Origin of the sequence: Kosakonia sp. SMBL-WEM22 (genome assembly GCF_014490785.1) — a bacterium.
Taxonomy (GTDB): Bacteria; Pseudomonadota; Gammaproteobacteria; order Enterobacterales; family Enterobacteriaceae; genus Kosakonia.
In genome coordinates this window covers 3939420-3953594 of sequence record NZ_CP051488.1, presented here as the reverse complement: position 1 = coordinate 3953594, position 14175 = coordinate 3939420, and the positions used below count along the sequence as shown (strand labels likewise).

Annotated in this window: 12 protein-coding genes; 5 read left to right on the top strand and 7 right to left on the bottom strand. The window is 57.0% G+C overall.

The features are described from left to right. Positions 1-163 precede the first annotated feature (163 nt). Positions 164-1024 (top strand): aldo/keto reductase family oxidoreductase, encoded by an 861-nt coding sequence (locus tag HF650_RS19005; protein WP_187799918.1) that lies wholly within the window; start codon positions 164-166, stop codon positions 1022-1024. A 1039-nt stretch (positions 1025-2063) separates the two neighbouring features. On the opposite strand, the gene HF650_RS19000 is transcribed toward HF650_RS19005, so the two are convergent. After that, a complete protein-coding gene (locus HF650_RS19000) occupies positions 2064-3059 on the bottom strand; it encodes a LacI family DNA-binding transcriptional regulator (protein WP_187799917.1) in 996 nt (331 codons plus the stop codon). Between the two features lie 30 nt (positions 3060-3089). Beyond that, positions 3090-4949, bottom strand: a complete 1860-nt coding sequence (locus HF650_RS18995) for a beta-glucoside-specific PTS transporter subunit IIABC (RefSeq protein ID WP_187799916.1) — start codon at positions 4947-4949, stop codon at positions 3090-3092. Between the two features lie 221 nt (positions 4950-5170). Between HF650_RS18995 and HF650_RS18990 the strand changes: the two genes are divergently transcribed. From HF650_RS18990 to HF650_RS18975, 4 genes are all read left to right on the top strand, one after another. Beyond that, complete coding sequence (locus HF650_RS18990) at positions 5171-5485, top strand: antibiotic biosynthesis monooxygenase (protein WP_023480622.1); 315 nt, start codon at positions 5171-5173, stop codon at positions 5483-5485. Position 5486: 1 nt separating this feature from the next. After that, positions 5487-5879 (top strand): amino acid-binding protein, encoded by a 393-nt coding sequence (locus HF650_RS18985; protein WP_187799915.1) that lies wholly within the window; start codon positions 5487-5489, stop codon positions 5877-5879. Continuing rightward, positions 5876-6571: a winged helix-turn-helix domain-containing protein gene (locus tag HF650_RS18980; protein ID WP_187799914.1), complete on the top strand. Its 696-nt coding sequence runs from the start codon at positions 5876-5878 to the stop codon at positions 6569-6571. The genes HF650_RS18985 and HF650_RS18980 overlap by 4 nt, the downstream gene beginning before the upstream one ends. Positions 6572-6798: 227 nt before the next feature. Beyond that, a complete protein-coding gene (locus tag HF650_RS18975; RefSeq protein WP_187799913.1) occupies positions 6799-7332 on the top strand; it encodes a hypothetical protein in 534 nt (177 codons plus the stop codon). A 35-nt stretch (positions 7333-7367) separates the two neighbouring features. Here HF650_RS18975 and HF650_RS18970 read toward each other — a convergent pair whose 3' ends face one another. From HF650_RS18970 to ascF, 5 genes are all read right to left on the bottom strand, one after another. Further along, entirely contained in the window at positions 7368-7775 is a 408-nt protein-coding gene (locus tag HF650_RS18970; protein ID WP_187799912.1) for a putative T6SS immunity periplasmic lipoprotein, read from the bottom strand. A 373-nt stretch (positions 7776-8148) separates the two neighbouring features. Further along, positions 8149-9963, bottom strand: coding sequence for a glycoside hydrolase family 15 protein (locus HF650_RS18965; protein ID WP_187799911.1), 1815 nt, complete (start codon positions 9961-9963; stop codon positions 8149-8151). Positions 9964-10050: 87 nt separating this feature from the next. After that, a complete protein-coding gene (locus tag HF650_RS18960) occupies positions 10051-10944 on the bottom strand; it encodes an SDR family oxidoreductase (RefSeq protein ID WP_023480577.1) in 894 nt (297 codons plus the stop codon). Between the two features lie 136 nt (positions 10945-11080). Further along, positions 11081-12505 carry a 6-phospho-beta-glucosidase gene (locus tag HF650_RS18955; RefSeq protein ID WP_187799910.1) on the bottom strand — a complete coding sequence of 475 codons (1425 nt, stop codon included), beginning with the start codon at positions 12503-12505 and terminating at the stop codon, positions 11081-11083. Between the two features lie 20 nt (positions 12506-12525). Beyond that, a complete protein-coding gene (ascF, locus tag HF650_RS18950; protein WP_187799909.1) occupies positions 12526-13968 on the bottom strand; it encodes a PTS cellobiose/arbutin/salicin transporter subunit IIBC in 1443 nt (480 codons plus the stop codon). Positions 13969-14175 lie beyond the last annotated feature (207 nt).

Genomic DNA, 14175 nt, shown 5'->3' with positions numbered 1-14175 from the left:
CATCCTCGATAGGGCCCGTTTGCTCAAGTGTAGACATTTCTTGTAACGATTGCGTTATATATCCGTGGCTTGAGGAGGGCCTTTACCCTTCGCACAAAAGGTGCATTGCCGCCTTCAGACGCGCCGCCTACAATCGTCTGACTTAACACACAGGAGCAATGCTATGTCTGAACTTTCGCTTACTTATCGTCTGGGCGACAACGACGTGGGTCGTCTGGGTTACGGTGCAATGCAGCTCGCAGGCCCTGGCGTGTTTGGCCCGCCGGCCGACGAAGCGCGCGCACTGCAAGTGCTGCGCGATGCGGTGGCCGCCGGGGTTACGCATATTGATACCAGTGATTTTTACGGCCCGCATGTCACCAATAAATTGATTAAGCAGGCGCTGCATCCCTACCCGGATAACCTGACGATTGTCACCAAAGTGGGCGCACGCCGCGATGATAAAGCCAACTGGCTGCCCGCTTTTAGTGATGAAGAGCTGACCCGCGCGGTGGAAGATAACCTGCGGAATCTCGGACTCGATGTGCTGGATGTGGTCAACCTGCGCGCGATGTTTAGCGCTCACGGCCCGGCAGAGGGGGCGCTGGAAGCGCCGCTGGAGACCTTAATCAAGCTCAAAGAGCGCGGGCTGATTCGCCATATCGGCCTGAGCAATGTGACGGCGAAACAGGTGGCGGACGCGCAGAAGATGACGCCTATCGCCTGCGTGCAGAACCTTTATAACGTGGCGAACCGCCAGGATGATGCGCTGATTGATAGCCTGAATGAGCAGGGCATTGCCTTTGTGCCGTTCTTCCCGCTTGGTGGTTTTTCACCGCTGCAATCGAGCGAGCTGAATGCGGTGGCGGCGGAGCTGGATGCAACGCCAATGCAGGTGGCGCTGGCGTGGTTGTTGCAACGTTCACCCAATATTTTGCTGATCCCCGGCACCTCCTCTCCGCAGCACTTGCAGGAGAACCTCGCCAGCGCGAAGCTGGTACTGCCGCGCGAGGCGCTGGAGACCTTAAACAGCATCGGCGCGTAATAAACGATTCGGTACTTGTAGGCCTGATAAGCGTAGCGCCATCAGGCAATAATCTTGCGGCATTGCCGGATGGCGGCTCCCGCCTTATCCGGCCTACAAAAGATATCTGGCTGACATATGGCTGGGTTTGCGTAGGCCTGATAAGCGTAGCGTCATCAGGCGTTAATCTTGCGGCATTGCCGGATGGCGGCTCCCGCCTTATCCGGCCTACAAAAGATATCTGGCTGACATATGGCTGGGTTTGCGTAGGCCTTATAAGCGTAGCGTCATCAGGCGTTAATCTTGCGGCATTGCCGGATGGCGGCTGTCGCCTTATCCGGCCTACAAAAGATATCTGGCTGACATATGGCTGGGTTTACGTAGGCCTGATAAGCGTAGCGTCATCAGGCGTTAATCTTGCTGCACTGCCGGATGGCGGCTGTCGCCTTATCCGGCCTACAAAAGATATCTGGCTGACATATGGCTGGGTTTGCGTAGGCCTGATAAGCGCAGCGCCATCAGGCATTAATCTTGCGGCACTGCCGGATGGCGGCTCCCGCCTTATCCGGCCTACAAAAGATATCTGGCTGACATATGGCTGGGTTTGCGTAGGCCTGATAAGCGCAGCGTCATCAGGCGTTAATCTTGCGGCATTGCCGGATGGCTGCTGTCGCCTTATCCGGCCTACAAAAGATATCTGGCTGACATATGGCTGGGTTTGCGTAGGCCTGATAAGCGCAGCGCCATCAGGCATTAATCTTGCGGCACTGCCGGATGGCGGCTCCCGCCTTATCCGGCCTACAAAAGATATCTGGCTGACATATGGCTGGGTTTGCGTAGGCCTGATAAGCGTAGCGTCATCAGGCATTAATCTGCTGCACTGCCGGATGGCGGCTCCCGCCTTATCCGGCCTACAAAAGATATCTGGCTGACATATGGCTGGGTTTGCGTAGGCCTGATAAGCGCAGCGCCATCAGGCATTAATCTGCTGCACTGCCGGATGGCGGCTCCCGCCTTATCCGGCCTACAAAAGATATTCGGCAGACAAAAGAACCAGGGATTACCCAACCTTGACGACCGACTCGCGGCATACCAGCTCGCCCTGATGGGCGCGCGGCGGTGTCTCATCCGGCAACAAGAGGATCGCCACCGCGTGGCGGATCATCTCATCCATCGGCACATGCAGGGTGGTGAGCGCCGGGTTGTAATATTTACCAATCACCGAATCATCGAACCCGGCGAGGGAAACATCCTGCGGCAGGCGCAGCCCGGCCTCCTGACACGCTTTTGCCACGCCAATCGCCATATCGTCATTTCCGGCCAGCACACAGCTGAAGGGCACATTGCGCGCCAGCAACTCGCGTCCGGCCTCATAACCGCTGTCGGTGCTCCAGCTTCCGCGCACCAGCAACTGCGGGTCAGGCTCGATTCCGGCGTTGCGCAGCGCCTGGTGATACCCCGCCAGACGGCTGTCGCCGGTGGGCGAACCTTCCGAACCGGCGACAAAGGCAATACGTCTATGCCCCTGCGCCAGCAGATACGCCATCATCCTTTCACTGCTCTGCTGGTGGTCAACAAACACGCACTGGCTGCGGTGGCGGGTCAGCTCGCGGTTAATCACCACAATCGGCGTCTGGCTGGTATCGATAATCTCATCCAGCTCGTCGACCGTCAGGTATTTTGGATAGATGAGGATCGCTTCACAGCGCAGCGACAGCAGCAGGTCGATAGCGTCACGCTCCTCTTGCGCACTATGTTTTCCATCCGCCAGCACCAGCTGCCGACCGTGCATTTCGCTGTCGGTCGCCGCATGGTAAATCATGCTGGAGAAGAACGGGCCGTTATAGAGCCCGTTAGTGATCACCAGACCGACGGAGTTGGTTTTATTATTGGCAAGGTTGCGCGCCAGTTGGTTTGGCTTGTAACCCGTTTCGTCAATCGCCTGCATAATGCGGGCTTTGACCTCTTCGCGGACAAAGACTTTGCCGTTCAGCGCGCGCGATACCGTCGCTTTGGAGACGCCTGCCAGCCGTGCGACATCCAGTATCGTTACCATTCTTCATCCTCGCTCGTATTATCTCTCTTCTCAGGCCAGCGACATCAGCGGCGCTCCCGCCGTGACGGCACCTTGTGACTGGTGGTGAGTAAGCGTGAACTCATCGCTGTTGACCACCAGCACCGGCGTTGTTAAATCATACCCGGCCTGCTCAATTTTCGCCTTATCGAATGCCAGCAGAGGCGTACCTGCGGTCACCCGGTCGCCCTCTTTCACCAGCGGCGTAAAGTATTGCCCCTGTAAATTAACGGTATTCAGGCCAACATGGATCAGTAATTCTGCGCCATTGTCACAGATCAGGCCGATAGCGTGATGGGAGTCAATTAATGTCGCGACCTGCGCATCGCACGGCGCAACCACTTTTCCCTCGGCGGGGACAATCGCGATGCCATCGCCCAGCACTTTGCCGGCAAAAGCTTCATCTTTCACGCTCTCCAGCGCAATCACTTCGCCTTTAATCGGGCTGAGCATTTGCAGTGTGCCGACAGTGACCGTCGCCGGTTTCTGCTCTGCGGGCGTCTCTTCAACCGGATCGTCAAAACCGACAAACTGCACCATCACCACGGTGAGCACGATCGCCGTCCCGGCACCGGCCAGTTCGCCAATAAAGGACATCGGCGCATCGGGGCTGATGGCGTTAACCAGCGTAAAGAGGCCCGGCAGTGCGGCATAAGCATAATAGAGGCTGCCAAACAGGCTGGCGACCACCGCACCGATGGCTCCGCCAATACAGCCGCAGATGAAGGGCTTTTTAAAGCGCAGCGTAACGCCGTAAATCGCCGGTTCGGTAATCCCAAAAATGGCGGTCACGCCCGCCGAGAGCGAGGTGGCTTTCAGTTGTTTGTTACGGCTCTTGATAAACACGCCGAAGACCGCCGCCATCTGACCAATCACTGCGATGGTCTGGTAGGCCTGGAAAGAGTCATACCCCTGAGTGTCGAAGTTGGCCATAATCACTGGCGTAATACCCCAGTGAACGCCAAAAATCACAATTACCTGCCAGACGCCGCCAATAATCGCTGCGGCCAGCGCTGGCGCGGCATGGAACAGGGCGTTGTAGCCATTTGCCACACCAATCGCCGCCCAGCTCGTCAGTGGCCCAATCACAATCAGCGTCAGTGGCACAATCACCACAAAACAGATAAGTGGCGTAAAGAGGGGGCTAATCACCTCCGGCAGCCATTTCTCCACGCGGCGCTCAAACCACGACAGCGCCCACACGAGGAACAGCGGCGGCAGCACCGATGAGGTATAGACTGTTTCCGCCAGCGGGAAGAAGAGGAACTTCACTTCGTTACCGGCGGCAATTTTGCCCGCCAGCGCCGTCCACTCGGGGTTGATCAGCGCACAGCAGCAGAGCACGGCAATAAACGGGTTGCACTTAAAGTGGCGCGCGGCGGTGATAGCAATAAACACCGGCAGGAAGGCAAACGGCGTCCAGGACATAAAGTTGAGCACCGCAAAGGTGCCGCTGGACTTGATATCCGCATCCGCAAGGCCGAGCAGGATCAACAAGCCCTGCAAAATCCCGGCGGCGGCAAGAATATAGACGATCGGGGCAAACACTGCCGACATGGTGGCGATCACCGCATCGAGCCAGCGCGTTTTGGCTGGCGGCGCGTCATCCCCGCGCTCTTTCACCATGCCGCTCAGGGCGTTAAAAACATCGGCGACGTGGGTACCAATCACCACCTGGAACTGACCGCCGCTCTCAACGACCGCAATGACGCCGGGCAAACTCTGCACGTTGCTTTTTGCCGTGGCGGGCGTTTCATTGAGGACAAGCCGCAGTCGTGTGGCGCAGCGGGAGAAGTTGCTGATGTTCTCTTCACCGCCGACCTCCCGCAGGATATCGCTCGCTAACTTATTGTAATCCCTGATAACGGCCATTTTTATTTACCTTTTATTATCGGAAACTGAGTAGGTGTAACTGGGTGAAACCGGTTTCATGCTAGCCTGGTGACGCTCTGTCGCAACCGGTTTCATGGAAAAGTGCGAACTGAATCACTCCTAAAAAAGAGGGGGGGGGCAGCGACATTTCGTTGCCGGGCGAAGCATCGCGTTGGGCGCTGCATAACACTGGCGAGACGGAACAGTAGAGGGAGTGACCTATGATCGCAGTGTTATTTGAAGCGGATATTGCGCCTGGCGAGCAGCCGCGCTATATGCAACTTGCCGCAGAACTGAAGCCGCAACTGGCGGAGATTGACGGCTTTATCACCATTGAGCGCTTTCAGAGCCTGAGCACGGAGGGGAAGATTTTGTCCCTCTCCTGGTGGCGCGATGAGGCGGCGGTGATCGCCTGGAAGCAAAACGTCCTGCATCAGGCCGCGCAGGCAGAAGGGCAGCGCACCATCTTTTCGTTCTACCGCATTCGCGTCGCACAGGTATTTCGCGACTACACCTCGACCGACAGGAGAGCCTGATATGTACGATCTTCACGTGGTGCTGGATAACGCGCCCGGTGCGCTGGCGGCGCTTGGCGAAACGCTGGGTCGCAATGGCGTCGGTCTGGAGGGCGGCGGGGTGTTTACCGTCAACGCGCAGTGCCATGCTCACTTTCTGGTTGAAGAGGGGGAGCGCGCAGAGCAGGTGCTGAAAGCCGCGGGCTTTACGCTGCAGAGCGTGAGAAAGCCGCTTATCCGCAAGCTGAAGCAGGAGAGGCCGGGCGAGCTGGGTGAGATTGCGCGCGCGCTGGCAAACGCGGGGATCAATATCGAGGTGCAGTACAGCGATCACGATAATCGCTTGATCCTGCTCACCGATAATGATCCACTGGCGCACGAGGTGACACAACATTGGGACGTTTCTAAAGCATGAGTTTACCTGCCGACAATTCACCGCCTGCGCTGGAGAGCGCTCTTGCTGCCATCGCCAGCGCCATGGCGGAACCGTCACGCGCGCGGATGCTCTGCGCGCTGATGGATGGACGGGCGTGGACCGCAACGGAGCTGTGCGCGGTGGTTGATATCGCCGCGTCGACGGCCAGCGCGCACTTAACCAAACTGCTAAATAGCGGGCTGCTGGTCTGCGTCTCGCAGGGGCGGCATCGCTACTACCGGTTGGCGGGCAGCGATGTCGCCGGGCTACTGGAAAATATGATGGGGGTGTCGATGCGCGGCGCAAAATCGCCCGTCACCCGCACGCCGCTGGCGCTACGCCGGGCGCGCACCTGCTACGACCACCTTGCCGGTGAGATCGCCGTTGGCATTTTCAGCGTGATGCAGCGAGATGGGTGGATAACCGACGCGGGTGATACGGTAACCGAAACCGGCAGGCGCGAGCTTGCAAAACTCGGCGTAGCGCTCGACCCGCATACCCGCCGTAAACCCTGTAGCGCCTGCCTGGACTGGAGCGAACGCCGCTTTCATCTCGGCGGCGATGCCGGTGCTGCGCTGCTTATCGCTTTCGAACAGCGCGGCTGGTTACAGCGCACGCCGGGCTATCGCGAAGTGACGATTACCGAAGAGGGAAAGAGCGCTCTATTCAGGGTGTTTGGTGTGCAAGGATGAGAGGAAAAGTGTCGATGCGCTTGTGAAATAACCAACGGTATCTGGTAGGCCGGATAGGGCGTTAGCCGCCATCCGGCATTAGCGCCCATAGCTGCCTGATGGCGCTGCGCTTATCAGGCCTACGCAAACCCGAATCGTATGTAGGCTGGATAAGACGTAATCCTCTCTTTGGTGTGCAAAGCGATATACAGTAAGGTTATGTCTCGTTTTAAAGCAAGGAGAGCGTAATGCGTATCAGTGGCGTGACAACATTGCTCGTAATCATCTTTCTCAGCGCCCCCGCGAGAGCGGAGCCTACACAGCAAGCCTCTGAACTGGTGAAAAAGTACACGCTGGCACAGGAGGCGGATAAACCTGCCGTGTTAGAGGATTTCGACAAGCTCGCGCGCAAAAATCCTGAAAATGTGAATGTTATTCGCAGTTATACCAGCCTGCTTGCTTCAAGAGACGACTATCAGAAATCGCTCACTTACCTTGAGCCTGTTAACAGAGCTAACGCTAATCCATCATTATTGCTGCAAGAGTGCCTGCTCAAAGAGCGTCTGGGTAAAAAAGAGGATGCGTGCTATCAACGTATAATCAGCGAATCGGAAAGTAATCATATTGAAAATATGGATTATCTGATGGCGCTGTTTTTTACCAACGACGATAAATTTCCGGCGGTTAAGCAGCGTTTATTAACAAAAAATCCGGCGCTAAGTGATGATTTCAATATCTTCTTGCGGGATAAACGCAGTGTACTGATGGCGATTTATCCGTAAGAGAATAAATATGAGCCCAGCCACTGGGCTCAAAATCAGTTATCGCTAAATATTTCTGTATTACCGTTATTATCCCGAACGGCAAAGCCTACAGAGAATATGCGTGAAGAGGGGATTATCGCTTTCTCTCTTTTTTCGTCTGAGTCGAGGTAGACGGTGAAGTTATAGGAGTGCCCTTTTTCAAACTTATAGCCATAAGTCGGCATGCAAGTGTCAGAGCTGGCCGCTGTATCGTTGATATCATACTTTTCAAGCGCATTTTGCGGATCCCCGACTTCTGCGATTTTAACAATCGCCACTTTTTCATCGCCTTCAGGTTGAACAAGAACACAAACATTATCAGCATTAGCAACAGCCTTAGCCCGTAGCTGCGGAGGCTGTGGGTTCTGATGGCAGGCTGCAAGTGACAATACTGACAGGCCAACTAGCACCATTTTTTTCATCAGCAATTACCTTTGGTTTAAAAAGTGTGAAAGGTCATATTCCCACTGTTAAGAAGCCTTTAAGCTTTCTTGTCTTATTTCTCATCACCCTCCAGGGGCGCCGAAATATAATCATCGTTTGAAGGGCTAAAGCCAGAGTCAAAATCTCAAAGTATCGGAATAAAATAATTAATTTCGGCTTCTGTGCTGTCTGAATCAAGTTCGAACATCCGCGGTTGTGGCCATCCGCGCCCGAAGTTGTCGCGTGTGTAGTGTGTAGGCCGGATAAGGCGTTAGCCGCCATCCGGCAATGCAGCCGATTGCTGCCTGATGGCGCTGCGCTTATCAGGCCTACGCAACCTGAATCGTTTGTAAAACAAACCGCATCAACCTCTCACGAATGCTCGGTTATCGCCTGCGCGGCGCAGATCAGCGCCAGATGGCTCAACCCCTGCGGCAGGTTGCCGCTCCATTTTCCGGTGCGCACGTCGAACATCTCGTTGAAGGTTTCGACGTTGCCTTTATCGCAAATGCACTCAAGGATCTCCTCCATCGCGGTTTTGGCACAGTCGATCTCGCCCATTGCTGCCCAGGCCTCCGCCAGCCAGAACGAACAGGCAACGAAGGTGTTCTCCTCCTCCTGAACGCCACTGTAGCGGTAGGTCATGGCGCAGCCGTCGCCCAACTCTTCGCGGATCACACGGTAGGTGGATAACATGCGCTGGCGGTTAACGCCGTTGCCGTAGCGGTGCACCAGCGCCAGCGAGGCGTCGAGGCGATCCTCACTTTCCGGATAAAAAAGATAGGCCTGCTTGCGCTCTGACCAGCAGTGCTCCTCCACCCAGTCGCGGATGCGGTCGCGCTCTCGCTCCCAGCGGCCCACCCAGGTCGGCTCAATATGCTTCTCGCGCGCCATCTCCACCGCGCGGTCAAGCGCCAGCCAGCAGGCCATCTTTGAATGGGTATAGTGCTGGTGCTCAGGCAGTTCCCAGATGCCGCAATCCTTTTGCCGCCAGTGATCGGCGCAGCAGTTCGCCAGCTCGCCCAGTAACCGCGAGGTACGCAAATCCAGCACATGCCCGGCGTTAACAAACAGCTGCGCCGTCGCCAGCATGTCGCCATACATACTCAGTTGTAGTTGATCGCGGGCGTTATTACCGACGCGCACCGGGCGCGAATCTTTGTAACCGCGCAGCGGCGGGTAAGTCTCGGCGGGCACCGCTTCGCCCTCCAGCGTATAGCAAGCGTGGAGCCGCACACCGTGGCGAATAATGGTTTTCGATAACCAGGAGAAGGCGGCTTTGCACTCCTCCAGCGCGCCGAGAAAGGCGAAGGCTTTGATGATCAGGCAGGCATCGCGCACCCAGGCATAGCGGTAGTCATAATTTTTCTCTTTACCAACCCCCTCCGGGATCGACGTGGTTGCTGCCGCGGCAAGGGCACCGGTCGGCGAGTACCAAAGAAACTTCAGCGCCAGCGCCGAGCGCCCGACATGATTCTCATACTCTCCGCAATAGCTGAGGCTTTTCGACCAGTCGACCCACGCGGTGTGGCTGGTCTCGATCCGCTCATCAATCGCTGCGAGATCCGGCACCGCCAACGGCTCCTTCTCCGTCACCAGCAGTGCCACCAGCGTGCGGCTCTCAGGCGAGGTCGTAAAGGTGCCGTGGATCTGCTCATCATCAACATCGGTAATCGACACATCCTCGCTGGTACGCAGCATCGCCATCAGATCGGCGATATGGTAGACGTTGCCGTGAGCGGTTTCGTTAAGCCACGGCGAACAACTCTCCGCGCGTGTACCGAAGCGCAGTGAGAGCTTCATTTTCACCTCTCCCTCAAGGCCTTCGATGCGCCGCGCCAGCTCGCTCCACGGCAGGCGGCCCGCCAGCGTGCTGTTAATCGATTCGGTAATCAACACCTTGCCGCCGTCGGTGGTGAAGGTGGTTTCCAGCACGTTACTGTCATCGCGATAGCGTCGCGTCACGCTGTAAGGCGCATCCGGCTCAAGCTGAAAAAAACCGCCGATACCCGGGTCGAGCAGGCGGTCAAATAGCGGCGCAGAGTCAAGATTAGGCGCGCACCACCAGTCAATCGAGCCATCCGGCGCAATCAGCGCCACGGATCGGCCCTCGCCGATAGCCGCATAATCGCCCGCCTCAACAAAGCCATTTTCCCTCACGGGAGAGGTGTATTGCGCGTTCTTCACGTTCAGTGGTGTCCTGTAGAGAGAAGGGGGGAAGAATCAGACGTGGCCGCCGGGCGGCGGCCATAAGATGCAGGGTTGCGACAATCTTTACAGCGTACCGGTACCCCCGTCGGAGCACCACACCTGGCCGGAGCTGTAGCTGCTTTCCGGCGATGCCATCGTGACATACAGTGGCGCGATCTCAACCGGCTGACCCGGGCGTTTGAGCGGTGCGCTGGCACCAAACTGCTGCACTTTTTCCTGCGGCTGGCCACCACTTGATTGTAGCGGAGTCCAGTATGGACCTGGTGCCACGGCATTAACGCGAATGCCTTTCTCACCCAGCTGCTGCGCCAGGGATTTGGTAAAGGCAACAATCGACGCTTTAGTCTGCGCGTAATCAAGCAGGATCGGGCTTGGCTGATAAGCCTGCACCGAAGAGGTATTGATGATGCTCGCCCCTTCCGGCAGGTGCTTCACCGCCGCTTTGGTGATCCAGAACATCGCGTAGACGTTGGTCTTAAAGGTGGCGTCGAAATCTTCCGTCGACAGGGTCAGGATCGATTCGTTGAACTGCTGGCGACCAGCGTTGTTCACCAGAATATCCAGCCCACCAAGGCCCTTCACGGCCTCTTCCACCAGCTGCTGGCAGAAGGCTTCGGAGCGGATATCGCCCGGAATGGCAATCGCTTTACGCCCTTCTGCTTCAATCAGTTTGATCACTTCTGCCGCGTCGGACTCCTCTTCCGGCAGATAGTTAATCGCCACGTCAGCCCCTTCGCGGGCATAGGCGATAGCGACAGCGCGCCCGATACCCGAGTCGCCTCCGGTGATCAGCGCTTTACGTCCGGTCAAACGGCCCGAACCGCGATAGCTGGTTTCGCCATGATCCGGTACCGGGATCATCTTGCTGGCAAGGCCAGGCGGCGTTTGCGGTTGCTCGGCAAAAGGAGGGGTCGGGTAGTGCGGCGCTAAAGGTCGTTTAGTGTTTTGCTCTGCCATGCTTGCTCCTTAAACGTTATATAGACACGTGTTTAAGCCTGGCATAGATGTGAGCGTTGTCACGTTACGGGCAGAAAAACCAGGAATATGTGAAGTAAAGCGGCAGCGAAAACGAGCCTCTTCGCTGCCGCCAGGATCAGTCGAGATCCGCGCCGTTGCTGGCGATCACCTTCTTATACCACCAGAAGGATTTCTTGCGGCTCCGTGCCAGCGTGCCGTTGCCCTGGTCGTCGCGGTCGACATAGACAAAGCCGTAGCGTTTGCTCATCTCGCCGGTGGAGGCTGCCACCAGATCGATGCAGCCCCAGCTGGTGTAACCCATCACCGGAATACCATCTTCAATCGCGTCGCCCATTGCGCGGATATGCTCGCGCAGGTAGCTGATGCGGTAATCGTCATGGATCTCGCCGTTGGCATCGACCTCATCTTTCGCCCCCAGCCCGTTCTCCACCAAAAAGAGCGGCTTCTGATAGCGGTCATACATCATGTTCATGGTGATGCGCAGGCCAAGCGGATCGATGCCCCAGCCCCATTCGCTCACCTCAACATGCGGGTTGCGCAGAGATTTGACGATATTCGCTGCGCTGGTGTTGGCGGCGTTCATCTCTGCCGAGGCGCAGCGCGAGGCGTAGTAGCTAAAGGAGACAAAATCGACGGTGTTTTTCAGAATGTCGTCATCGCCATCTTCTTTAACAATCTGCACCCCTTTCTCACGGAATACGCGGGCGGAGTAGGCCGGGTAGCTGCCGCGCGCCTGCACATCGATAAAGAAGAGGTTTTCGCGATCCTTCTCCAGCGCCGTCCAGACATCGGCCGGTTTGCAGGAGTAGGGGTAGAAGTTACCGCCCGCCAGCATACAGCCCACCTGGTTTTGCGGGTTCACCTCATGGGCGATTTTGGTCGCCAGCGCGCTGGCAATCAGCTCATGGTGCGCGGCCTGGTACTTCACCTGATCCTGATTCTCACCCGCTTCAAACACCAGCCCGGCCCCGGAGAAGGGGCTGTGCAGCATAATGTTGATTTCGTTAAAGGTGAGCCAGTACTTCACCAGCCCGTCGAAGGCTTCAAAACAGGTGCGCGCATAGCGGGTGAAAAACTCCACCATTTTGCGGTTGCGCCAGGAGCCATACTCCGTCACCAGGTGCATTGGCACATCGAAGTGGCACAGCGTCACCAGCGGTTCGATATTGTACTTTTTGCACTCGGCAAACACTGCGCGATAGAAGGCGATCCCCTCTTCATTGGGTGTTAATTCGTCACCTTTCGGGTAGAGACGGCTCCAGGCAATCGAGGTGCGGAACACCGTAAAGCCCATCTCCGCCATCAGGGCGATATCCTCTTTGTAGCGATGGTAAAAATCGATCGCCTCATGGCTGGGGTAGTACTCATCGTCGCGCAGGGTAAAACGCTTCTCCTGCCCGAGTTTTACCGCCAGACGGTTGGCGCCGTGCGGGATCATATCGACGGTGGTCAGCCCTTTGCCGCCCTCCAGATATCCCCCTTCCGACTGGTTGGCGGCCAGTGCGCCGCCCCATAAAAATCCTTGCGGAAAAACAGCCATGCGTTACCTCGCTCTATTAATCAGGCTTGTGCTTCTTTAACATTTACCGGCTGTGCCGTCGGTGCGTTTTTCTCCGCTTCGACCGGGATATCCTCAAAGCCGAGCAGCAGCGTCAGCACGAACGACAGCACTACCGCCAGCGCCATCACGCCGAACACCCAGACAATGGTCATCGGGTTTGCCGGATCGAAGAACTGCACGCTGGTAAATAATCCCGGTGCCGCCATCGAGTGGCTGGCAAGCCCGGCGATACCGGCCACCGCGCCGCAGATAAAGCCGCTAATGAGGCTGGCGATCAGCGGGCGTTTCAGGCGAACCGCCACGCCGTAGAGCGCCGGTTCGGAGATCCCGGCGAGGATCGCCGAGGCCGCCGCCGCCATCGCCGTTTGGCGCAGCTCCGGGTTTTTCGTTTTCCATGCCACCGCCAGCGACGAGCCGCCAAGGGAGAGGTTCGCGCCGATTTCCGACGGCATTACCATTCCCTCTTTACCCGTTTCGGCAATGGTCTGAATGATAGTGGGCGTAAAGACGCGGTGCATACCGGTCATTACCAGCAGCGGCCACAGCGCGCCCATAATGGCAACGGAGAGCCAGCCGAGATAGCCGTGAATGGTGTAGACCAGCGCGGAGATGGCACTACCGATCCAGATCCCGAGCGGGCCAATCAGCACAATCGCCAGCGGCGCGGCAATCAGCACAATCAGCATCGGCTTGAGGAAGTTTTTCGTCACCGCCGGGGTGATGCGATCGACCCAGCGTTCAATGTAGGAGAGGCACCAGGTCATCACCAGCGCCGGGATCACCGTGTAGGTATATTTCACCGCGGTCACCGGGATCAGCGCGAACTCAACGTGCTCGCCCTGCGCCGCTTTCGCCATCAGTTCAATAAAGCTCGGGTGCACCAGCACACCGGCAATGGCGATCGCCAGCGACATATTGGTTTTAAATTTTACCGCCGCCGAGGCAGCGACCATCAGCGGCAGGAAGAAGAAGGCCCCGTCGCCAATCACCGTCAGGATCGTCAGGGTGGAGGAGCCTTTGGGCAGCGCACCGGACATCTCCAGCACCATCGCCAGCAGTTTGACCATCGACCCGCCGATAATCGCCGGGATGAGCGGTGACATGGTGCCAATTAGCGCATCGAGAATGCCCGCGCCGATGCGGCGCAGGGTGAGTTTTTGTTTGGTCTGCGTCTCGGCGGGCTGCATATCCTGCGGCAGCAGGCTCACCACTTCACGAAACGCCTGCGAAACCGTGTTACCGATAATCACCTGGCACTGGTTGTCGTTGCGTACCACGCCCATCACGCCGCTGATGCTTTTCAGCGTGGTGCTATCGATGCGCGTTTCATCTTTCACCACGAAGCGCAGGCGCGTCATGCAGTGCGTTACGGCGGCAATGTTATCGACACCGCCCAGCGCATCTACCACCGAGTGGGCAAGCGCCGCATAGTTCTTAGCCATTGTTTTTTATCCTGTTTAATCAATAGGGTAATGACTTATCGCACGCCCAGGCGGCGATGAAACATGAAATAGGTAACCGGTTCCACAAAATCATGATGAGTTTATGCGGGGGAAACAAGACCTAAAAATAAGCACTTTTTCAAAGCGTGATGGAGATCACCGGATAACCGCAAGTGCGCGCTTTTTGCCGGATGGTTAACTGTTTCA

What these genes read in the sequence shown, in the direction of transcription:
- HF650_RS18990 (WP_023480622.1), top strand. Translation starts at nt 5,171, where the DNA reads ATGATCGCAGTGTTATTTGAAGCGGATATTGCGCCTGGCGAGCAGCCG.
- HF650_RS18955 (WP_187799910.1), bottom strand. Translation starts at nt 12,505, where the DNA reads ATGGCTGTTTTTCCGCAAGGATTTTTATGGGGCGGCGCACTGGCCGCC.
- HF650_RS18970 (WP_187799912.1), bottom strand. Translation starts at nt 7,775, where the DNA reads ATGAAAAAAATGGTGCTAGTTGGCCTGTCAGTATTGTCACTTGCAGCC.
- HF650_RS18980 (WP_187799914.1), top strand. Translation starts at nt 5,876, where the DNA reads ATGAGTTTACCTGCCGACAATTCACCGCCTGCGCTGGAGAGCGCTCTT.
- HF650_RS18960 (WP_023480577.1), bottom strand. Translation starts at nt 10,944, where the DNA reads ATGGCAGAGCAAAACACTAAACGACCTTTAGCGCCGCACTACCCGACC.
- HF650_RS19005 (WP_187799918.1), top strand. Translation starts at nt 164, where the DNA reads ATGTCTGAACTTTCGCTTACTTATCGTCTGGGCGACAACGACGTGGGT.
- HF650_RS18975 (WP_187799913.1), top strand. Translation starts at nt 6,799, where the DNA reads ATGCGTATCAGTGGCGTGACAACATTGCTCGTAATCATCTTTCTCAGC.
- ascF (WP_187799909.1), bottom strand. Translation starts at nt 13,968, where the DNA reads ATGGCTAAGAACTATGCGGCGCTTGCCCACTCGGTGGTAGATGCGCTG.
- HF650_RS18985 (WP_187799915.1), top strand. Translation starts at nt 5,487, where the DNA reads ATGTACGATCTTCACGTGGTGCTGGATAACGCGCCCGGTGCGCTGGCG.
- HF650_RS19000 (WP_187799917.1), bottom strand. Translation starts at nt 3,059, where the DNA reads ATGGTAACGATACTGGATGTCGCACGGCTGGCAGGCGTCTCCAAAGCG.
- HF650_RS18995 (WP_187799916.1), bottom strand. Translation starts at nt 4,949, where the DNA reads ATGGCCGTTATCAGGGATTACAATAAGTTAGCGAGCGATATCCTGCGG.